The organism is Erwinia billingiae Eb661, from assembly GCF_000196615.1.
Taxonomy (GTDB): domain Bacteria; phylum Pseudomonadota; class Gammaproteobacteria; order Enterobacterales; family Enterobacteriaceae; genus Erwinia; species Erwinia billingiae.
This window is the reverse complement of sequence record NC_014306.1, coordinates 2,472,326-2,493,881: the sequence shown is the minus strand read 5'-3', so window position 1 is coordinate 2,493,881 and position 21,556 is coordinate 2,472,326. Positions and strand designations below refer to the sequence as shown.

The 21,556-nt window shown below is 51.7% G+C and carries 15 protein-coding genes; 4 read left to right on the top strand and 11 right to left on the bottom strand.

The features are described 5' to 3' along the window. Positions 1-15: 15 nt before the first annotated feature. Positions 16-819 carry an inositol monophosphatase family protein gene (locus tag EBC_RS12795; protein ID WP_013202215.1) on the top strand — a complete coding sequence of 268 codons (804 nt, stop codon included), beginning with the start codon at positions 16-18 and terminating at the stop codon, positions 817-819. 129 nt (positions 820-948) lie between these two features. Here EBC_RS12795 and EBC_RS12790 read toward each other — a convergent pair whose 3' ends face one another. After that, the gene (locus tag EBC_RS12790) at positions 949-2,235 is read right to left on the bottom strand and encodes a methyl-accepting chemotaxis protein (RefSeq protein ID WP_013202214.1); all 1,287 of its coding nucleotides are present in this window, start codon (positions 2,233-2,235) and stop codon (positions 949-951) included. A 501-nt stretch (positions 2,236-2,736) separates the two neighbouring features. Here EBC_RS12790 and EBC_RS12785 point away from each other — a divergent pair. After that, positions 2,737-3,162: a GNAT family N-acetyltransferase gene (locus tag EBC_RS12785; RefSeq protein WP_231853696.1), complete on the top strand. Its 426-nt coding sequence runs from the start codon at positions 2,737-2,739 to the stop codon at positions 3,160-3,162. A gap of 146 nt (positions 3,163-3,308) precedes the next feature. Here the strand turns inward: EBC_RS12785 and EBC_RS12780 are convergent, their stop codons facing one another. From EBC_RS12780 to EBC_RS12740, 10 genes are all read right to left on the bottom strand, one after another. After that, positions 3,309-3,881, bottom strand: a complete 573-nt coding sequence (locus EBC_RS12780; protein ID WP_013202212.1) for a GrpB family protein — start codon at positions 3,879-3,881, stop codon at positions 3,309-3,311. A 344-nt stretch (positions 3,882-4,225) separates the two neighbouring features. Next, positions 4,226-4,447, bottom strand: coding sequence for a hypothetical protein (locus EBC_RS12775; RefSeq protein ID WP_013202211.1), 222 nt, complete (start codon positions 4,445-4,447; stop codon positions 4,226-4,228). A gap of 102 nt (positions 4,448-4,549) precedes the next feature. Further along, complete coding sequence (locus EBC_RS12770) at positions 4,550-4,753, bottom strand: hypothetical protein (RefSeq protein ID WP_013202210.1); 204 nt, start codon at positions 4,751-4,753, stop codon at positions 4,550-4,552. A 251-nt stretch (positions 4,754-5,004) separates the two neighbouring features. Continuing rightward, positions 5,005-5,514, bottom strand: a complete 510-nt coding sequence (locus tag EBC_RS12765) for a DUF2247 family protein (RefSeq protein WP_013202209.1) — start codon at positions 5,512-5,514, stop codon at positions 5,005-5,007. Between the two features lies 1 nt (position 5,515). Beyond that, positions 5,516-5,713 (bottom strand): hypothetical protein, encoded by a 198-nt coding sequence (locus EBC_RS26150; RefSeq protein ID WP_231853695.1) that lies wholly within the window; start codon positions 5,711-5,713, stop codon positions 5,516-5,518. 31 nt (positions 5,714-5,744) lie between these two features. Continuing rightward, complete coding sequence (locus EBC_RS12760) at positions 5,745-6,995, bottom strand: VENN motif pre-toxin domain-containing protein (RefSeq protein WP_231853694.1); 1,251 nt, start codon at positions 6,993-6,995, stop codon at positions 5,745-5,747. Between the two features lie 196 nt (positions 6,996-7,191). Further along, positions 7,192-7,431 carry a hypothetical protein gene (locus EBC_RS12755; RefSeq protein WP_013202207.1) on the bottom strand — a complete coding sequence of 80 codons (240 nt, stop codon included), beginning with the start codon at positions 7,429-7,431 and terminating at the stop codon, positions 7,192-7,194. A 4-nt stretch (positions 7,432-7,435) separates the two neighbouring features. Beyond that, positions 7,436-17,566: a hemagglutinin repeat-containing protein gene (locus tag EBC_RS12750; RefSeq protein ID WP_013202206.1), complete on the bottom strand. Its 10,131-nt coding sequence runs from the start codon at positions 17,564-17,566 to the stop codon at positions 7,436-7,438. A 12-nt stretch (positions 17,567-17,578) separates the two neighbouring features. Then, positions 17,579-19,243 carry a ShlB/FhaC/HecB family hemolysin secretion/activation protein gene (locus EBC_RS12745; protein ID WP_013202205.1) on the bottom strand — a complete coding sequence of 555 codons (1,665 nt, stop codon included), beginning with the start codon at positions 19,241-19,243 and terminating at the stop codon, positions 17,579-17,581. Positions 19,244-19,581: 338 nt separating this feature from the next. Beyond that, positions 19,582-20,514 carry an NmrA/HSCARG family protein gene (locus EBC_RS12740; protein ID WP_013202204.1) on the bottom strand — a complete coding sequence of 311 codons (933 nt, stop codon included), beginning with the start codon at positions 20,512-20,514 and terminating at the stop codon, positions 19,582-19,584. 100 nt (positions 20,515-20,614) lie between these two features. Here EBC_RS12740 and EBC_RS12735 point away from each other — a divergent pair, with 100 nt between their 5' ends. Then, positions 20,615-20,965 carry a winged helix-turn-helix transcriptional regulator gene (locus EBC_RS12735; protein WP_013202203.1) on the top strand — a complete coding sequence of 117 codons (351 nt, stop codon included), beginning with the start codon at positions 20,615-20,617 and terminating at the stop codon, positions 20,963-20,965. Between the two features lie 34 nt (positions 20,966-20,999). Next, a complete protein-coding gene (locus tag EBC_RS24705; protein ID WP_013202202.1) occupies positions 21,000-21,554 on the top strand; it encodes a DUF2867 domain-containing protein in 555 nt (184 codons plus the stop codon). Positions 21,555-21,556: the final 2 nt, after the last annotated feature.

Below are 21,556 nucleotides of genomic sequence, written 5' to 3'. Positions count from 1 at the left end.
ATGTAAGGAACAACTATGACTGAGTTAGATAACGGCGCGCTGATGGAGCGTCTGGCGCTGGCCGAAAAAGCCGCCAGAACCGGCGGCGCGCTGGCCCTGAAGTGGTTCAACCAGCGTGAACGTTTAGTGATTGAAACCAAGAAAGATCTGCAGGATGTGGTCTCGATTGCCGATCGCGAAGTCGAACAGCATATCGACGATTTGATCCGTACGCAGTTCGCCAACGACGGTTTCCTGGGTGAAGAAACCGGGTTACAAACCGGCACCTCAGGCTTCACCTGGGTGGTCGATCCGATTGATGGCACCAGCCCGTTTCTTAACGGCATGCAAAACTGGTGCGTCTCCGTCGCCGTGCTGTATGCCGGTGAGCCGGTGATTGGAGTGATTTACGCGCCTTGTTTTGATGAGTGCTACATTGCCGCCAGCGGCAAGGGCGCAACCTTAAACGGCGTCACGTTGAAGGTCGATCCGGCCAGAACCTTGCAGAACCATGTGGTCGGTTTTGGTGCCAACAGCTACGTGACGCCAAAAGAAGTCGGCGAGTTGTTGAGCGCCGTACTGGAAGCGGGCGGTAACTTTATCCGCATCGGATCGGGTGCATTGATGCTGGCGTGGGTCGCTGCCGGTCGCGTGGTCGGATATTTCGAACCCTATATGCATGCCTGGGATTGCCTGGCCGGATACTGCCTGGTGAAAGAAGCGGGCGGCTGGTATTTACCGTTTAACACCGAAGGCGATCGGATAACCAAAGGCGCTAAGGTTCTGGCGGTTGCACCGGGTGCGGAAGAAGAGCTTAAGCGGATCGCCGGCGTTGAGTAGTTTCCGAACCCGGTAAATAAACAGAAGAAAAGGGCGCAAATAACCCATTTGCGCCCTCTTTTTTGGTGTTGCTACGTGAATTCTGCAAGGCCAGTGCCTTGATAGATTGGCAGAATTCACGTAGCGCGATCACACATCCAGCCGGTGGATAACGCTGACAAACTGGCTGACGCCGCTGTTGATTTCCTTCAGGCTGCGCGACAGGTCGGTGATTTTATCCTGCTCGGAGGTGACGAACTGCTTCACCGCATCGAGCTGCTTATACATCTGCTGGATCAGGTCTGAGTTCAGCTCCACCACAGTGGTAATTTTTTGCGTGGCGCTGGCGGTTGATGCCGCCAGCCGGCGAACTTCTGCCGCAACCACGCTGAATCCACGTCCGGCTTCACCCGCGCGGGCGGATTCAATGGCGGCATTCAGCGCCAAAATGTTGGTCTGCGCGGCAATCACGTTAATGGTATCCACCACTTCGCTGATGCTTTTGGCCGAAGCACTGAGCTGTGCACCAATCTCTGTCGCCGCATTCACCTGAACCGCAACCAGCCCGGAGTTGCGCACCGTTTCATCCAGCACTTCGTTGGCATTGTGGGTGATCTGCGAGGTTTGCTCGGAGGTGGTGACGGCAATGTCAGCCACGCGTTTAGCCGCTTCCACCCGGGCGGTGATGTCCGAGGCAATCTTGATAACTTTGTACACATGGCCATCGGCGTCATACACCGGGTTGTAGCTGGCTTCCAGCCAGATACGTTCACCGCTGGCGGTTTTGCGCTCGAAGCGTCCGACAAAGTGCTGGCCTTTGCCAATTTTCTGCCAGAAATCCGGGTTTTCCCGGTAGAAGCTTTCAAAGCAGAAGATGCGATGATGCTGCCCGACGATATCAGACAGGCTGTAGCCCATATGGGTGAGAAAGTTGCTGTTGGCCGTCAGGATTTTGCCATCCGGCGTGAACTCAATCACCGCCATCGACAGATCCAGCGCGGTGATCACCGCTTCTTTTTGTTCCAGTTCCTGATGGCGGGCGGTGATATCACTCGCCACTTTGATCACTTTATAAACCTGGCCTTTATCATCGCTGACCGGGAAGTAGGTCGCGCTGAGATAGAAACGCTGGCGCAGTTTACTGAAGCGTTCAAAGATGCCGGTAACGGACTCGCCGCTGGCTAAAGTTTGCCAGAAGGCGGCATAAGCGGATGAGCGGCTGAAGTCTGGCTTACAAAAAATTCGGTGGTGCTTGCCCTGAATCTCACTGAGCGTGTAGCCGGTAACGTCGAGGAACTGCTGATTGGCGCTGAGGATCTCTCCATCGGGCAAAAACTCAATCCATGCCACATGCTGTTTGATCGCATCGATATCCCTTGCGATGCTATTACTTTTGGACGAGGGCAGAGAAAAAACCGATTTTTTCACACCAAACATAGAACACCTCAGGAAGTTAGCAATAGCGCAATGATCCCGTTGCGGGCGCGGCGTCTGGCCACGTCCATCACAACGAAATTCTGTTCGGCAAGCTGCCGGGTAATTTTCCCTGCTGGACACTTGATCCAACGCCTTAAGGCGACGGACGTATCTCTTTACGCACGTTGGTGCGCATGCTGGGATGAAATTGGAGTCATTTTCCTGATGTTCTGTAAAAAGTAACGGGCACGCAAATGCCTGTCTTAATTGGTATCGGCAGCGGTGAGAAAAGGATGAGGGGAACATGCAGATCATTTACGTGTTTTGTGCACTGGATGGGGTTATGGATGAAGTGAACGGCAAGGTTAAGAGGCGAGGGAGCCTGGCGGGTCTGTGGTGGGCAGATTGAGAAACGTGGAAGCCGTTGATGTCAGCCTGCAATTTTACTAATGTTGCGTGGGGTTTTTGTTTATTCAGAGGCATGCAATGCGCATCATAACAAGGTTGTACCGGCCAGAAGATTTGGATGCAGCGATTGCCGTGTTCCAATGCGCGGTGCGTGGCATCGCCAGCAAGGATTATGATCAACAGCAGATTCTGGCGTGGAGTCAGGTCGATCGTCAGCGCTGGCAGCAGCGGTTAAATGATAGCAAGGTTTGGCTGGCGGAAATCCATCGGCGCATTGTCGGCATCATCAGTCTGGAAGCAGATGGTCATCTGGATTTGTTGTTCACCGATGCGGAGTATCAGCGACGCGGTGTGGCGACAGCGCTGTACAGAACAGTTGAGCAATGGGCGAGGGAGAATGGCGTGACGTCGATAATGACTGAAGCAAGCATCACGGCAAAACCGTTTTTCATTCACCAGGGTTTCGATGTGAACGAACAACAGCTGGTGCAGGTGCGGGGGCAAGCGTTTATCAATTTCAAAATGCAGAAGATGTTGTGACGATCCAGTGGCGTCCCAGATTGATGGCCAGCAGAGAGATTGGCAATGACTAGCCGCCAGATGAGTAATAGAGGGAAGGTATGGGATTTATCAATGGGCGATTCGCGGGTTAATATGCAATTTAACATAATATACATTATGCGAACCTATGTATCGTTACGGGGATTCTGTGCTTTTGAGCCGCCATTGGCTTTGGTAGCCTTTTGCCGCGCTTCTGGCTCTTCCATGGCAAGCTTCAGATAATGACTGATGAAATCCGTCTTCATCTGCTGATACCGCTTTATGTCATTCCTACAAACTTTGGCCGCGTTCTGTTTCAGCTCCGCGTAAGCTTCTGCCACTTGCGGGTTCTCTATCAGATAATCTCTGAACGCCAGATGTTTAACGACTTGTTCATCACCCACCTCAAACGCATGCACCTGATGACTCCGACGATCTCCGCCTTTGGTGAAGTATCTTCTGCCGGCAATGCCGTTTTCACCCCGAGCATCAAAACCTGATGCAGCCATAGCCCGGTTGCATTTATCCAACTCACTCAGGTCTGTGACTTCCAGCAAAATGTCTATCACCGGCTTCGCCACCAATCCCGGTACTGATGTGCTGCCGATATGATGACTGGACACCATCACTGACTTCAGCACAGCCTCCAACCTGGCGCGTTCTGCTTGATACTGCACTGGCCACTGCTGATCGTATGGCGCTACGACGACAATGCGCATTGGTATGTCCTCCGTTTTATCGTTTTTCGATGGCGTCGCTACGTGAATTCTTTTATGACGTGGCACCCCTTGCCTTGCAGATTTCACGTAGCGATATCATTTTTGAATGTGTTTTGATTCTGTGGATGCCATTTTTTGAGGTATCCGATGACGTCTTTAGGAGATGACAATTTAACCGCAATAATGTTTTATATAGGTCTTATTCCTAATCGAAAAATTTCTTTAGTAAATCATCAATATTATCATAATCGCAATATCGAACTTTTCCCCAAGAAATGGCTCCGCTCACTTTGGTCTGCCATCTGTACTGCACTCTCTGACAACTTTGATTGGCCGGGATTTCTTCATGCTGATATATTTTTCTTTGACTGCTCAACCAAAATATTAAATTCGTTAAAATCTAAATCCCAACTGTTGGCATGCTGACAATTAAATATTTCTATACGCATTCCTGTATCTGGTTCATTAGATACCTCAGCGACCTGATCTGTACCTAAATAGATTTCATAAACTACATTTTCTCTATCCGGCAAGCTCGCTATTTGAGCATGAAGTTTGTTTGTCATTTTGGTGGTACCTAAAAGTCTATAAATTTTCCTTGAGAGCCATATCGCAGCCCCTGAACATTGGACGAAAAAAGATCGGTTACACCCCCATAACACCCTGATTTAGATATATTTTTTAATAAACCCTATTACGTTGGCTAATCTCATAACGGTAGGTTTTATTTCACTTTGCGTAGAAAATTTAAAAACCACCACTTCATCAAAAGTGACATAGTAATAATAATGAGCATATTCAATATCATGAAAAATAGAGGGGATTTTTTTATGATAAAAGTCATCTTTTGTTAGGGGGGTAATTTTTATCACTTATTATTCCGTCACCGTCGAGCACGTACAGCTGATTATCCGGCCACGGGCTGACTGACTGGTAAAAAAATCCCGCCGATTAAAGGCGAGGTTTTTATCAGGGACCTTTCCATACACAGCCACGCTACCGCCCTGAGCTTTGGCAATAAGCCCCGATGCCAGGGTGTGTAACAGAATTCACAACGGCTCATTGAGAAGTGATAAGTAACTGGCCTACATAGTAAAATCCCGCCGACAGGGGTGGGATTTATCTAATTCTTAAAGACAGCAGAGCCTTTTTCTAAATAATTTTTCCACTTACCCATTAAATGATTAATATTTTCCATTTGAGAGTGCGTTGACGGGTCATATCCATCAGAAGGAGGCATATATTTAATAAAACCCTCCATTTCAGACGGATAATCAAAATCAGCATAAATTATTTCAACTTCAGCTAATGGATCTTCAAAGCTATTACGATTACTCCAGAGCCAGCTTAGAACAATAAATAGCCATTTTTTTTTGGTCGTCAGATCATCTTTCTGCTCAAATTCAGAACATAGTTTCTTTAAAAAGGGAGCCATCTGATTTACTTCACCAGGTATTACGAATGATAATTCAAGCTCAGGATTAGTATAACCTCCTGTTAATACATTCTTTTCTGCTTTCTTTATTGGCACGTCTGAGGTAATGAGATTATTTTCATAACCCCATTTTACATCGCACCATGAAAGATGAGCACTTTTATCAATAAAATCAAAAGGTATTGGATATAAATTCATGTCATTTTACCTTCGGCAATCGTTGGTTAGGGGTACCGGTAATGCTGCCACCTTCAATAAATCTTTGGTGTGTTACGTTTCCTTTATTATCATAGATATATTCAAATATACCTTTCTTATCATTAAAGGAACCTTCAGCTTGCAGTAATTTTCTTTTTATACCATCACCGCCTTTGATAGTGAAAACTTTTCCATCCATCAATTGCTCACGGCTCAGATAACTTGCACCTCTATGAGTAGGATTCTGGTTTTAACCCACTGCCAATTCGGTCTGCTTCAAGAAGTTTATTAACTACCGAAGATTTCAATGCTGTTTCCACCATACCAGTGGTTTTCGCAACAACCTTCTCCGTCAGTATCGCGCCACCTTTCACCACTCCGGCACCGCCAGCCAGCAGCCCGGCTATATCGGTCACAAGCTTACCACCCTCAACACCCGCATTAAACGAGCCGCTGGCTCCGGCTTTCTGGTATTCCGTTTCCATACGGTCGATACGGTCGATATAGGACTGCTTCACCGCATCTGAAACATTACCCAGCACATCACCGCTGTTAAACAGCGATTTCAAGGCGTCATAGGTTTCCTGTGGATTGCTGGCAGTTTTAACGATGCTGTCAATCGTGTCATACAGCCCTGCCGGAACCCCGGCGACCATACCCGCCGCAAAGCTCCCGTCCTGCCCCAGGTCTATCGCGGTCCATTTCGCCTGTGCGCCAGCTTTACAGGCTGTGGTCTGACATTCAGCGATTTCTTTCTCTTTCTGAGCCTGCTGTTTCTGGCTTAGATAGTTATTCTCAACCTCAGTCCTGCCTGCAGATGCCCCGCTTCCAACTCCTGCACTGCCATCCACTGCTCCGCCTGTCGCTGCGCCTGCCAGCGTAATAATATTGGCGATAAGCATTTTTTCATCAGCAGACAGCTCAGAAGGCTCCCTGCCAAACAACAATTTACTGAGCGCGTCGTTATAACCCATTAAGCCTGCAGTTAACCCGCCCGCAGCGCCTCCAGCCACGCTACCGCCCTGAGCTTTGGCAATAAGCCCCGATGCCAGGGTGTGCAACAGAATTCGCAACGGCTCATTGTCTTGCGAAACCTGCTTCACCATCTGTGCCAGCAGCGGAGCCGCACCGGCTGCGACCGCCCCGCCTACGTTCCCGCCCGCAAGGCCGGCAAACACGCCGCTGATGGCCTGCGCGGCAATCTGCATTTTTGAGCCAATACCATATTTATCTTCGGCTGCCTTATCCAGCACTTTTTCTTTTTCAACGTCAGTCAGCTTGTTGAATTCACTGTCGTTCTCAAGCTTTTTCTTCTGCTCTTGCTTCTCCTGTTCCTTCAGATAATCGAACGTCTGCGTAATGACCTGCTGTGCCAGTGCGGCCATCTCGCGCTGTGCGGTGAGGCTGTTCTGCACTTTTTCCGCATCGAAGCTGTCCATTAGCGCATTCTCTGCGGACGCCGTGTCCCGACTGAGTTGCAAGACATCCTGCTGCTGACCGTCCGGGTTTCGTATCTCGATAGTACCCGGCGAGATGGCGCTGTAGGTGGTTGAACCCGCACACCGCAGAAGCGGCCACGGAAGATCCCGGAAGGGACGATTGAGTGTCGGCAGACCTAAGGTAGCTCGCTGGTTATAAAGTAAAATCCCAGCTGTAAGGGCTGGGATTCCATCTTGGTTAGGATACTTTCAATTCTTCCATTGCTTCCTCTAATATCTGCAAAAAGCTGCTCAGACTAAATTTCATTGCATTCTGTTCAGCTAACATTCTGGCATCTGAGAAGAATTCGATCTCAATATTATCAGGACCTTTATCTTTGTTTAATTGGCAAACTATTTGATCCTTATAAGAGATCTCTGCTGTGATTTTTTCGTATTTAGAATCACTGAAGAACGTTATTTCAAAATTGTTATCCATATTTTTATCTCGGCATTTTAGGATCTAAGAAACCAGAAAATGAACCATCAGAGTTATATCGCACCCCTCTACCGTCAGGAAGTCTGTATTCTACGCCCCCTCTGGACAGGTCTGTTTTTACAGTGTTTTTATTGTTCAAAACTTCGTTTACAAACTGATTAGCTGCTTCGCTTTTTTGTGCGGGATTACCTTTTAATGGTTCAAAAACACCGCCAGGTCTACCTGCATGTTTTTCCCACGCTCTGGCCGCTGCTGATAATCCTTGCTCATTAATTGGCTCATTGGCCGAAGAGACAAGATCATCTTTTTTGAAACGATCAAAATTATTATTCTGTTTATTCTCATTATTGCGCGCATTCTCCTCATCCTGAGGCTCCCAGCCGCCCGGTGTTCCGGATCCGGATCCACTCAGTTCAGCCTTCTCTGCATCGGTCAGATCCTTTCCAATATTAGGCTGATTTGCGCTGCTTTCGCCAGTATCTTCAGAACAGGCCCGCCCGAATGAACACTGTGTGGCTTTATCTATGGCTTCACCAAAATCTTTCAGCGAACCGTCCAGGCCGGAAGCTATCTGCTTATCCGCATCCTGTTTGACCTGATCGCCGGGGCCAACGGGCACGCCCGGTACAGGCACTGGTGCAGGCAGAATAAGATTGTTGTTTTCGAGCGACGTTTTACCCGCCTGCGCCCCCGCAACCGCATCCGCCGTGCTGTCACCAACAACGCCACCGGCAAGTCCTGCCGCCAGTGTCCCCAGCGCGCTTATCGTCTGGCGCTGCTCTTCCGTCAGGTCTTTACGGTCAACGCCCGGATACATCTGCTGGGCTATGTATTCACCCATTACCGCGCCGGAGGCCCCTGCTAATGCGCTGTTGCCCGCAGCCCAGGAAGTTACTGCACCAACCACGGCATGAGCCATCAGGTTGGCTTGTGTGTTCACCACATCCTTACCGTCAGGGCCTTTTGTGGTGGTCATATTATGAATTTGCTCAGCGAGGTAAGGCGCCGCCGCGCCGCTGACTGCCTGAGCGATATTCCCACCCGCCAGACCCTGCACCGCCGCAGTCGCCGCCTGGATACCCTGCTGGATGGCGCTGCCGGTTCCCCATTGCTGTTGGGCCGTTTTATAGCCGGAGGTTTCCGTCAGGGCTTTATTCCAGGCGGCACGTTCTTCCTTCGTGGCATTCTCACCCGGTTCTTTAACGCCTTTCGCAGCCAGCTCTGCCTTACCGGCTTTTGTGGCTTCTATCTGGCCCTGCGTCCTGGCAATATCCATTGCTTGCACGCCGATCTCACCTATCAACTGCGCTGTCTGCAGACGTTTTTGTTCTTTCTCTTTGTTAAAGATCGGACTGATACTGTCGTTAGCATGCTCGGTATCACGGCTCAAGTCATCCACATTCTGCTGTTGATTGGCTTTATCACGAACAATGATTGTGCCCTGTGCCACAGCAGACTGGGTGGTTCCTTCTGCATGCCCGGAACCCCCTGCGCCTGCCAGCAGTGTATTTGCCATATTGCCCGCAAACTGCCCCCCCATGCTCGCACCAGAACTAATACCAATTCCCGCATGTTCGGTTTTATAATCTGCTTCATTATGAATATCGGTATAACCCAGGGTACCGGTATCAAGACGATTTTTATCAGCGTCCGCCTGGCTGGCAATTACGGCGCCGTTCAATTGCGTGTGATTACCGACCGTAATGTCGAAACCGCCCTTACCCGCATAAATCCCGCTCTGGTCAGTCACACTGTCATAATTGCTGTGCATCTTGTCCTGACTGACGTTGACGTAACCAGAGCCCGTCATGGAACCAAAGGTGAAACTGCCTCCTGCCCCAAAACTGGTTTGTTTCGAATCGTAATTGTCGCTGTCCTGAAGGCTGGCCATCGTCAGGTCACGCCCAATATCAGCTTTGACGCTGTTGCCATTCACCTGCGCACCGCTGAGCGTGGTATCACGGCCGCTAGTAATAGATACATCTCCACCGCTATCCAGAGTGGTCTCACTCCAGACAGTACCATTGCCTTTTTCATGACCTTTAGCGCCATTGACGCTGGCAAAGATACTAAGCCCTGCACTGCCCGACCCTACGCCAAAGCTGATCCCAACTCCGCCACCGCTGCTGCTGTTCTTTCCGGTGGTCTGTTGCGTGTTAGACGCCGCGGCCAGTGTGATGTCGTTTGCTGCATGTAAGGAGGTATCGCCAGCGGCTTTCAGCTGACTGCCGGCAATCAGCAGGTCACCGCTATTAACACCGTTTCCTTTACCGGTCGCATCAATACTGAGATTTTTTCCGGCATTGATCGTTGAGCCGCTAACCGTGTCTGATTGTTGGTGTTGTTGTGATTTAGATTGTTGAGTAGTCAGTGACAGACTGATGCCAATGCCGTTGTTGGGATCGCCATTTGCCTGTGCGAGCTGACTTCCCTGATTAGCTTGTACACCGGAGAGTACCGCTTTTGTCGCCTGTAATGCGGCAAGTCGTCCGTCACTCTCCTGCTTTGCAGATTGCGCTGCGGCAATAGCACTATTGACTGCTTCAGCCACTGCACCGGAGAGCGCAAGAGTCAGGCCACTCGTGCGTTGTTCAAACCGTTCATCACGCGTCCGTACGTCATGGCCCGGAGTGATTGTCACGCTATCGCCCTGGAGTGCCATGTTACCACCGGCAATAAGATCGGCACCGTTGACCTGAAGTTGCTTACCAGCCGTAATTGAAACATCCCCGGCGGTGCTACCCACCGTGCTAATGCTTTGACTTTGCGTAGTCCCTTTCTGCTTCATCTCGTGAAGAGATTTACTGCTACCAATGCTAATCCCTAGCCCACCGGTACCCATCAAACCGCTTTTTTTGGTTTCCGAGAAACGCCAGGCCGAATCCATGTTGGTTGCGGCTGCGATCTCAACGTTATTACCTGCGTTTAGGTCAACTTTTCCGTCACCAACCACTTGAGAACCCTTAACCAGCAGGTCATTTCCAGCAGAAACGGAGACATTATTCCCGCTTAGCAGCGTGCCTTTTTCATTGGTTGCACTGTCTTCCTGAATGGTATGCGTCGTCTTCTTGCTGAGCAGACCTTTTTTGGTTTTGGTTTCTTCTTTGTAGTAATAATCGCTCTCTGTTGCAGTACCCAGATCTACGTTATTACCGGCGTGCAATGTAATGTCCTGTTGAGCCGTTATATCACTCGCCTGACTGTTGATGTCATGGCCTGCTATTAATGAAGTATTGCCGCCGCTGGCTATTTCAGTGCCCTGCTGACGCACGGTTTCATTGATCACCGTTTTCTTGCTGCCGCGCTCGCTGTTGCCGGATGTTGTCGCTTCCGCTTCAAGGTTGATATCACGTCCCGCCTGAAGACCAATATCACCCTCTGCTGCCAGCGCTGCCGCCTGACTGGTTATATCCTGCCCGGCTCTTAACGTCAGATCGCCGCCGCTGGAAAGCGTTGTGCGCTCGGCACCTGAGCTATGCGTTTCTTTGTTGCCTATTTTGCGGCTTTCGCTGGTCGCGATGCTGTTGAGACTGAGGTCGTGCCCGGCATTGAGCAGCAGATCGCCACCAGCATTGAGTGAGGCACCGGTGATATTTATATCGTTGCCGGACTTCAGACTGAGCGCATCTTGTGACGTAATCGCCGCCTTCTGGCCAATCAGCGTCTTGCTTGCCTGCACCGGTCCGTTGCCGCCTATCTTCCACATTGAGCTGGCGGTGATGTTATTGATGTCACCGTTAATGCTCTCCAGAGCAACTTTTTTACCACTGATGGTTGAGCTGACGTTGTTGATATCGTTTAACGCGCCTAGCTGAAGGTCACTGCCCGCTTTAATGAGACCGGCGTTGAGATTGTCGATGTTATTCTGACTGTCTATCGCTACGGCGTTCTGCGCAGTAATGCTGCTGCCACTGTTGGTGATATTGCCACCTGACAGCGTGACGTTATTACCTGCAATTACGCTGCCGTCATTCATCGCTGCGTCTTTGGATGACAGGTAAACTTTAGGGACCAGTACTGTCTGGCCATTCACTGAAGCGGACTCCCACCAGATAATGCTCTTATCCAGTGACGCGATCTGTTCTGCCGTCAGAGATATACCAAACTGCAGCCCGAGTGATTGCTGTGCCGCTGCCGCGTTATCCATCAGGTACTGCATCTGATCCAACTCGGATCCAATCCCATTCAGATAGCGGCTACCGGTCTGATTAAGCACGGTATTGCTGACGTAACGCGTATCAAACGCCGCATCGCCGAGGAAGCGGTAATCGCTTTCAGGTTTCAGGTTGAGGCGATCAAGCAGATAGGCCGAACCGAGGAAGGTGTTTACATCGGTATATTGCTGACGCGTTTCCTGCAACGCACTCCCCGGCTGTTTACCCAGCAGCGCATTGAGATCGCCAAACAGACTGCTATCGAGTTGCCCTAATCCATTGAGTTTTGGGTTGAGGGTGATCAGGTACGGACTTTTGCTGTCTCCTGTAACGAAGTAGCCATTTTCACTGGAGGGTAGCGGATAGGCGCTGGTGTCGACGTTCGCAGCGGCGTAATGGTGAAGCGATGCGGGCAGCACACTGGTGCCACTGGCGGCATTATGTGCCTTTTCAACGTCAGTGAGGTTTTTTGTCGCTTCTGACCGATCCACCAGCGTCGCGCCGCCGTTAACCTGCTGCAGCGCATTTTGCAGTTGATCGCGCCATTCTGGCGAGTTGATCGCCACATTCTCACTGCCCGTCAACTGCTGGCGTTGTAATGATGTCGTCTTGTTTATGCCCGACAGACCGCTGAGGGCTGGTGCGGCCAGCGTATTCCCGCTCCATCCGGCATTCGCCGTGGTTGAGGTGTTGCTGATGTCGCCGCTGAAGCTGGCATTGACGCTGCCTCCCGCCTGGATAACGGCCCGTAATCCGTCCCCTGTGTAAGTCGTCTCATATTCAGGAGTGCCAGACAAAATGTACGTGACGGTTTCATCGCTGGTGTTACCCCTGTTTATGGCGAACCGATCCGGGTCGTAAAACTCTACGTTGCTTGCGCCAATGTTATCCTCACCAGGTTTTTTCTTAACAATGACCTGCATAACAGGCCTTATGTCTGCTAATGAGGTGTAGGTTAAATATTGGCTGGTTGTCCCGTTCTGCCAGGATGCATTATTCAACTGTCCTCCTGACAGATTCGCATTCCTGCCGGCAAGCAGATAACTTGCCTGATTGTTCAGCGTAGAAGCACTCACTGAAAGGTCCCGGCTTGCCGCGATCCGACCAGCTCCTCCGTCAGCAAAAGCAGTTACGCTGGTTTCGCTCACCAGATAGCGCTTTACGCGTGTTTTTTCAGTTGGTGCAAGATAGGCCCGTACGGTTCCGCTCGCGCCGTGTCCACTGCTACCACCTTTAGATTCTTTGAAATAGTAACCTAACTCTTTATTTTCAACAGAAAAGTCAGCCAACTCCAGCTCAAAAGACCCGCTTTCAGCTCCAGCTGGAATACCGGGCCCCTCAATGGTGGTGGAACTCGTCGTGAGCCCATCCCGCGTATTAAGCAGATGCCCGGTTTTAATGGTGATATCACCATTCTGTGACTCAATCGTCCCGGACGTATTAATCACCTCCCCGTTGGCATTCCCCGCCGCATCTCGCTGCAGCCAGAGACTGTTACCTGCCAGCATGTCGCCGCGTTGATTTTGGATACTGTTGCCGTACAGATAGAGATTTTGGCCGGCATACAGCAGCGCGGTGTTAATGATGCTGCCTGGCGAGTTGATGGTCAGATTGCCAAGCGTGCCGGTAAAGCCATTCACCACGACATCGCTGCGACTGGTCAGCGCCAGATTGCCGCCGCCCTGTAATGACCCTGCGCCGTTCAGGTTGATGCGGTTGCCGCTGAGGCTGCTGTCGCCGGTTCCGGTGGTGATCTGTCCGTTATTGGTGAGATCGCCCCCGGCACTCAGCGTCACTGCCTGACCCTGCATCTGGCTCTGGTTCTCGATAGCACCATTGCTGCTAATGCTGAGGCGGTTGCCTGCCGCCAGCGTGTTTCTGCCGGTAAAACCATTGATTAACTGCAAGGTAGCGTCGCCCAACGCCACGACCTGACCGAGCTGATCAAATCCGGTACTTTTCAGCAGCAGACTGCCGCCACTGAACAGTCTCCCCGAAGCCTGATGGGTGACCTGGGTGGCATTGACGGTGAGCTGGTCAACGCCTAACACCGTTCCGCTGTTATTGAGCTGTGCGTAATTGACTGCCAGATTGCCGCCCTGTGCCATGCCCTGATTCTGCAGTTGCGAGCCGGTGAGCGTTCCCTGTTGATCGGCAAGCAATGTGCCGCTGTTGCTGGCACTGGCGGCGTTAAGAGTCAGTTGCGCCGCCTGTAGCCAGCCACTGTTGGTGAGCTGGGGGGTATTAAAGGTCAGCTCACCCGCTGAAAGTACTTTGCCGCTATTATTTGCTGTGTTATTTGCCGTAATACGGGCGGTGCCACCCTGAATCAGACCATAGTTGTAAAGCTCCGGCGTGGTCAGCGTCAGTCCACTCTTACTGAGCAATGTGCCGCTGGCGTTATTAGTCAGCCGACCGCTGGCAGTGATTACAAGGTTATTATCCCCCTGAATACGCCCGCCGTTATTGACTGCCCCGGTGGTGACTTCAAGGGTTTGTCCCTGAATCTGCCCGGCGTTACTTAACGACGCTGAATGCAGATCCAACTTGCCAGCGCTCAACAGCGTTTTATTCTGCTGCTGCGTCAGTGCCCCGTTAAGCTGAACGCTGAGTGCATCCACACCACTGATGTCGCCATTATTGTTTAACGTCCCACCCTGCAGCGTCAGGTTTTTAGCGATCCACTGACCCTGGTTCGTGAAATTAAGGGCATTGAATACGGCGCTGCCGTTGGCCGAAATCTTGCTGCCAGAAGTGGATGTGAGGTTATCGCGCAGTGTGATTTGCAGGCCGTCCGCGCTCTGGATGGCACCGCCATTCGTCAGGCTATTGGCATCCAGCAGAATTTGCTGTCCCTGCCAGATGCCGTTATTGGTTACAGTGTCACCGGTTAGGCTCAACGTGCCCTGAGTCAGCAGCTTACCGCCGGCATTATTGATAAGAACGCGCGACGGTGTTGCCTGCGCGATGCGCATTCTCAGCGCACTGCGCTGTTGCAGCGGCCCAAGAGTTAGCGACTTCAGGCCAATCAGACTGCCCTGATTGGTTACGCTGGCTGGCGTAATATCCAGCGTTTCGCCCTGCACGGTACCCGTGTTGTTCAGTGCGCCGCCATTAAGCGTCATGGCTTTCTCAGCCAGCATCGAACCGTTATTCAGCAGATTTTGCGCTGAAAACTGCGCGGTTCCTTCTGAAAGCAATTCACCGTCGTTGCGCAATTCTTCATCGATTGCGGCCGACATCCCGTCCGTGCCCAGTAATGAACCCTGGTGCCACCAGGTGTTGGCGGTAATATGTGCGTTGGCACCCTGCAATGTTCCGGCCGTACTGAGATTGCTGGCATTAAGGAGGAGATCACCAGCACTTAACGCTTTACCCGTTGAGGTCTGCGTCAGATCGTTGGTGGCTTGTGCATCAAGAGAAGAGGCTCCTTGCCACAGTCCACTGTTACCCAGAGAGCCACCACGTAGCTGCAGACTCGTCGCCATGATTTTGCCGCTATTCAGCAAAAGGACTGCGGTGATCTTTGCTTTACCGCCCGTTAGCAAACTGCCACGGTTATCAAGTAATGTTGATGATGTCCCCATTAAGGCAGCTTTACCGTTTACGGTACCGGTATTAAGCAGTGAATCGAGTTGATAAGTAAGCCTCTGTCCCTGCCAGACACCGGCATTGTTGAAGGTTGACCCCGTCAGCGTTAAGTCACCGCCGCTGAGCAGCACGCCATCAGCACTATTCGTAACTTCCCGGCTATTGAGCAACAGCGCATTGTCAGCCTGCAGCAGGCCCGTGTTATTGACCTGCTGTGCCGTCATGTTCAGTTGATCGGCCGCCAGCGTACCGGCGTTGGTGATGTCACCGCTGGTCAGATTAAAATCCTTTTCACTCACCAATGTGCCACTGTTATGCAGCGCTCCGCTGACCTCAGCACTCAGCAGTGTGGAGACGCGGGTGTTGCCTGCGTTCTGCCAGCTTTGCAGCGCTACATCAAGCCGATCGGCCTCTACAGAGCCCTGATTATCTAAGGCGTTGCCCTGAACATTCAGCGTCCCACCGCTCAGCAACTGTCCACCGCGCTTGTTGCTAACGTCTCCGCCCCGCAACGCCAGGGTTTTTGTACCCTGCATCAAGCCGCTGTTGATCAAATCGCCCTGTAGGGTCAGCACCTGCGCCATCAGCCGGCCGCTGTTATCGGTGGAACTGGATGTGAGTGTGAGCTGTTGTCCCTGCAGCAAGCCCTGGTTATCAAGCTTATCCGCAGCGACCGTCATCTGGCCTCCGCTGAGCAACGTCCCGCTGTTCGTCAGCTGTTTGCCCTGGGTTTGCAGAGACCCGGTACCCTGCAGCGTACCCGTATTAGTGACCTGGGCGGTGTCGATATCCAATTTTTCAGCGGCTATCTGGCCTGCGTTAGCAAGCGAGTTGTTCTGTAAAGACAGGGTGTTATCCGCAAGAAGCAGACCGCCCTGCTGATTATTCAAAATCGTGTTGTGTGCAGCAATATCAGCCGCATTAATTTCACCCTGATTGGTCAGATTGCTGCCGGACAGCGACAGCGTGGCACCGCTGGTGATCAGCCCGCTGTTATTCAGTTCAGGAAGGTTCAATGCAAAGCTGTTATCAGAGCTGAGCGTGCCACCCGCGAGGTTTGTTAAGCGATTACCCGTTATACCAAGCGATTGTGAGCCTTGAATCAAGCCGCTGTTATCAATTTCCGCGCTGCTGAGTGACAGAACTGGCGCTGAAAACACGCCAAGATTCACCAGGCTGTTGCTGTTAATAGCCAGGCTATTCACCGCAGAAATCGCCGCGCCTTTACTGTTCTGCAGGTCGGTCGCCACAACAGTAGTCGTTGCGCCGGCCAACATGCCTTTGTTATTCAATTGCTGCGCAGTAGCCGACAAATTTTTGCTGGCCGTTATCTGGCCACTGTTGTCGAACCGGTTTTGCGCCCGCAGTTGTATGCCGGCATCGCTAACCAGCGTGCCCTTTTCCAGAGCAATATCCTGCACGGCATTAACCGTCACCTGCCCGCTGGCCTTGTTATCACCGCTGAGGGTCACCGAACTGGCATTTGCCGTCAGCGAACCGCTGCTCAGACTATTGTTTAGCGTCAGTTTCCCCTGAGCATCCAGCACCATATCGCCCTGCCGCGCATTGAGATTACCGAGGTTAACGCCAACCCCTTTTTCGCTCGACACCAGATGAATACGGTTGGCATACATGCCACCCAGCGCGCTGGTATCCACTGCGACAGAAGGTGCCGCGCCTTCGCCAGCAATGGGTGTGATCGATCCATCTTTCCCAACCCGGTTTGCACCGACCGTCACCGTCAAATCTTTCGCGTAGATCCCGGCATTGATCTCCGTGGCGCGCGCGACGATCGACACCGCATCGGCGCTGCTGCCATCAAGCCCCTGTCCTTCAACAATCACCGAACCTTTTGTGACTTCAAGTGAAGCCAGATTGCCGTTTGCATCCAGCTGCGGTTTACCGGTCGTCAGCGTGGCGTTTGGCGTATTGATAAAGCCGCAGCCGTTACAGGTGATGCCGTAGGGGTTGGCCACGATGACATTGGCCGCTTTGCCCGCCACTTCTGTGTACCCCTGCAGCTGTGAGCGGTTGGCACCCACCACTTCGTTAATGATCGACTGCGCTTCATGACCGGCTTTCAGGTTGGGGTTATTTTGGATCAGCCCGCCAAGTTGCGTCTGAGTTAGCTGTCCAGTGGCGTTATTGAGGATCAGCCCCTCTTTACCGACGTTGTACTGCTGATACTGGTTATGGGAAACACCGGCCTGGTTGGGTGTGGCGATATTTACCACAGGCACGCCGTTGCCGGCCGCATCCATTTTGGTGCCGGGCGTCACCGGGGTGATCTGGTCAGCAAAAGCCGGCAGCAAAGGTTGCGTGGCAATCAGACCGCAAATCAGGTAGCTCAGCGCGCGACGAAAAAGGGAAACGGGTTGACGATCGTCCATAATCATTGCCTCTTAGAAAGTCAGCCCGATCCGGGCATAAATACTGATATTGTCGGGATGCAGCGAGTCAGGATGGCTGAGCGGTACACCGAGGGTGTATTGGGTGTAGACGTGCTGATTACGGGTGGTGATGCCAACGGCACTTCCCCACAGCGACCCGGTGTAGCCACGGTTGAATTTGTCGCTTTTGAGCCAGCCACCGTCGAGGGCCACAGTGGTGCTGATTTCTCCCACCACCGGCAACGTCATCAGGCTGACATTCACCTCGTTGCGCAGGTTGCCACCCACGTCACCGCTAAGGTATTGCTCTTTAAACCCGCGCACTGAGCTTTCCCCACCGAGGGTCAGGCGTTCACTGCCGTAAAGTCTGTCCGGTGACCACTGGCCATAAAAACTGCTCAGCCACCACACCCGCGCCGTCAGCGGACGTTGATAGCTGCCGCTCAGGCTCCATTTACGAAACTCAGCCTTGGGCAAGTCGCCGTTTTTTCCCCGATCGTTTTCCGCATTGAGCCACGGCATCCCACGACTGAACATCGGGTTGAGGGTGGCCACGCCGCCGGCGATTTTTTGGGTGTGAGCGATCCCTGCCTGCAGGCTGGTAATTTTGCGACTGCTGGTTTGCAACAGCGTGCTGTTGAGATAGTTGTGGTTGGAATAATGATTGAGGCCGAGCTGAACGCCGGTTTTGATATCGCCATTACGAAACAGCACCCAGGAACCATTTAAGCGGTGCGAAATGTTGTCGCCGTTGCTTAGCCAGGTATATCCGTTATTCTCGAAGCTGCTGTGATAGCTGCTCCAGCTGTAACTGTAATCCAGCAGTCCATAGCCATAAGGCACGCTCACGCCGGCCTGCAGGTTCTGGGCGTCACGCCATTGACTGAACGCGCTGCTTCGGCCACCGCTGATGAACCACTTGTCAGCAATGCCCAGGAAGTTATTCCCGGTTAGCGCTCCGTTTATCTGGCCAACACCGGTGGATTTTTGTCCGCTGTTATCAAAACTGAGCGACGGGCTTAACGGGAATTGCGATACCGTCGCGAGGTTCACCACGGAATAACCCGCTTTTGGCGAGGGCAGGATTTCGATTTGCGCAGGCGTGTTTTGCACGCGATTGATTTGTTCCATTCCCTGCTCAATATCCCGCAGGTTCAGAATTCCCCCTTCCATTCCCGGAAAGGTCGTTTGTAAAATGCGCGCATGTGCACCATCCAGACGAATGCTGTCCAGCCTGCCTTCCAGCACCGGAATAACCAGTTCGCCCTGCGTGAGATCCTGCTCGGTTAAAAATGCCCGACTGGTGATATAGCCACGTTGCATATACCAGTCTGAGATAGCGTGTACCAGCGCATTAATTTCCGGTAAGTTCAGACAACGATTAATATAAGGGCGGATAAACGTGCGTTTTTGCTTTTCTGATATCAGCGTGGAATTTTTGATTAGAATGTGACGAACGGTGAAACACGGTCCATTCTGATTGGGCTGCGGAACGGGCCGGCTTTCAGGCGTGGCCGCATGCCACAGCGCATCGCGCTGATCCTGATTCTGCTGCAGACGCTGGCTTTGTTCATTCTGAATGAAATCATGATCGCCCGGTGACAAGGGTGCCGCTAAGGCGCTGAACGTCATTAGTCCGATGGCTAATGCCACCCACTTCCCTGTATTAAGTTTCATAAGTCTGCTGAACGTTATTCTGATTGTAAGGATTGTGTAAATGATGAAAAGAAGAATATCACTTTAACAATCAGAAAGTTCCCTAACAACAAAAATAATAATAATAAAATACCACTCGCCGTTAATTCACTATTAGCGTTTGCACTAAGTTAAATTAATAGAACCACTAACTCAAATGTGTAAATAACATGTCTGTGCAGACCATCCTAATCCACGACTGAGATTAGGATGGCTGATAATTGAAGGCGATAAAGAGGTATAAAAATTGCCCAGCTTGATGTGTTGCTTATGGTTTAAATCAGTTCGGATAGCGGGTCAGGAATATTAATCGCTTAGGATTACCGCAACGCGATATCGGCACTCTCATTGACCAACGCCGCGGCAAACGCCTCTTTGCCTGGCCCTGCCAGCCATTCCTGCAGTCGGGTTAAATGACCAAACTCCTGGTTCAGCGCCGGCAAATCCGCATGACCGGCGCAGCGACCGTCGTCTATCACGGCAGCCAGACGCTTGAGAAAATCATTCTCATTGAGCAGCGTCTCGGAGAAACGCTGATAGTGGATAGGTTTACGGGCCGCCTGGCTGAGCAAAGCCTGCAAATCATTCCCGGTAACCCGATCGCCGGCGATCTCGAGGGTTCGTCCCGCAAACTGTTGCGGCTTGCTAAAAATTTCAACCACAATTTTGCCGATGTCCTGCACGGCGATAAGCTGAAAAGCCTGCTCCGGGCGAGCAAAGAAGGTGAATTTATCCTGATCCAGCCCCATGCCAGGCAGCAGCAGCAGTTCCATAAAGGCCGCTGGTCGGATAATCGTATAGCGAATTTCCATCTGCCGTATATGGTTCTCAATCTCGGTCTTGCTGTCAAAATGCCCCAGCCCGGTGGGGCCCTGACCTGCGGCGTTCACCGAGGTGTAAACCAGATGCTGAACCCGTTGCTCGACGGCGAAATCGGCGATCGTCTTGCCGTAACGAATTTCCTGCTCATCCGTCACGCCGTAGGCTTCACCCTGCCCTGAACTTGGCTGGATGCTGAATACGCCATAGACGCCGCGCAGTGCTTCGCGGATAGATTCACCGTCGTTGAAGTCGCCCTTTACCAACTGCGCGCCAGCGGCCGCCAGACTCATGGAGGCGGGGCTGGTCAGATCGCGAACGAATGCCCTGACCGGTAGGCCACGGGATAATAATGCAGAAGCCACGGCTCCACCTTGCTGACCGGTGCTGCCAAAGACCAAAATGGGGCGATTGTGCGGATGATTAAGCGTCATAGTGCTCTCCTTGTTATCAGAGATCTTATTAGTATACTATTTATACCTGATTGCAATTAGGTACCTGAATGCCACCAGGTAGCCTGGAGTATCCTTCCTTATGTCTTCATCAACGCCTCAACAGCTGGAATCAAGTCGGGTGATTCTGGAAGAGTTAACCAGTAAATGGACGCTGCTGGTCCTTAATGAACTCTGTCATGGACCCGTGCGCTTCAATGCACTGCGACGCGCGATGCCGGACATCACGCAAAAGGCGCTGACGCAGACGCTGAGGAGACTGGAAGCCAATGGATTTATTACCCGCACGGTACTGACCCAGTCGCCGGTGGCGGTGATCTATGAAATATCCGCCCTTGGGCGTTCGTTAGAACCGCATCTACAGGCGATTTTGCTGTGGGTTGAGCAGAATAAGGGGGAAATTGAGGCGGCTAAACGTAACTGGGTCGGTTAATATCCTAAACAATCTCTTTAAAAGGAAGGCCTGCATGGAAATGCATAAAGCATCAAAAGGCGTCTTTGTTACACCTCCGCCATTACGGGCGAAAAACCACTTTAGTTCGCCTGACCTGATTGATTGTTACGGGGTTATTTTGCCTGCGGGCACCCGGGCAGATGCCTACTGGCTTGCTCAGATTGCCTTTTCAAAGCCGCCGGCCCTGTTTCGTGGCCTGATGAAATTGCGGGATATGATAGTCTCGCCTTTTTGCGTCAAAACCTCCGAAGAGATTAAGCATCACGACAGCAACGTCGATCATATCGCCTTCTTCCCGGTGATCCACTCCTCACCTGACGAAGTAGAGCTGGGAATGTTGGACAGCCATCTGGATTTCAGGGCCTGGTTTACGCTTGATGCTACCGACGCCGGGATGATGCTGCGTTCAACAACCAGCGTAAAGGTGAACAGCTGGTTTGGCAGAATTTATCTTTTTGTCATTACCCCGTTCCACGTCGCGGTGGTGCGATCCGCTCTGCGCCGGGTTGTCTCGCGATCGGGAGATCCGGACTGGCAGCCTGGGGCTAAAAATTTGACCACGATTTAAAA

Coding starts and splice junctions, on each gene's coding strand:
- EBC_RS12795 (WP_013202215.1), top strand. CDS start 16: ATGACTGAGTTAGATAACGGCGCGCTGATGGAGCGTCTGGCGCTGGCC.
- EBC_RS12790 (WP_013202214.1), bottom strand. CDS start 2,235: ATGTTTGGTGTGAAAAAATCGGTTTTTTCTCTGCCCTCGTCCAAAAGT.
- EBC_RS12780 (WP_013202212.1), bottom strand. CDS start 3,881: ATGCGCATTGTCGTCGTAGCGCCATACGATCAGCAGTGGCCAGTGCAG.
- EBC_RS12775 (WP_013202211.1), bottom strand. CDS start 4,447: ATGACAAACAAACTTCATGCTCAAATAGCGAGCTTGCCGGATAGAGAA.
- EBC_RS12765 (WP_013202209.1), bottom strand. CDS start 5,514: ATGAATTTATATCCAATACCTTTTGATTTTATTGATAAAAGTGCTCAT.
- EBC_RS26150 (WP_231853695.1), bottom strand. CDS start 5,713: ATGGATGGAAAAGTTTTCACTATCAAAGGCGGTGATGGTATAAAAAGA.
- EBC_RS12755 (WP_013202207.1), bottom strand. CDS start 7,431: ATGGATAACAATTTTGAAATAACGTTCTTCAGTGATTCTAAATACGAA.
- EBC_RS12750 (WP_013202206.1), bottom strand. CDS start 17,566: ATGGACGATCGTCAACCCGTTTCCCTTTTTCGTCGCGCGCTGAGCTAC.
- EBC_RS12745 (WP_013202205.1), bottom strand. CDS start 19,243: ATGAAACTTAATACAGGGAAGTGGGTGGCATTAGCCATCGGACTAATG.
- EBC_RS12740 (WP_013202204.1), bottom strand. CDS start 20,514: ATGACGCTTAATCATCCGCACAATCGCCCCATTTTGGTCTTTGGCAGC.
- EBC_RS12735 (WP_013202203.1), top strand. CDS start 20,615: ATGTCTTCATCAACGCCTCAACAGCTGGAATCAAGTCGGGTGATTCTG.
- EBC_RS24705 (WP_013202202.1), top strand. CDS start 21,000: ATGGAAATGCATAAAGCATCAAAAGGCGTCTTTGTTACACCTCCGCCA.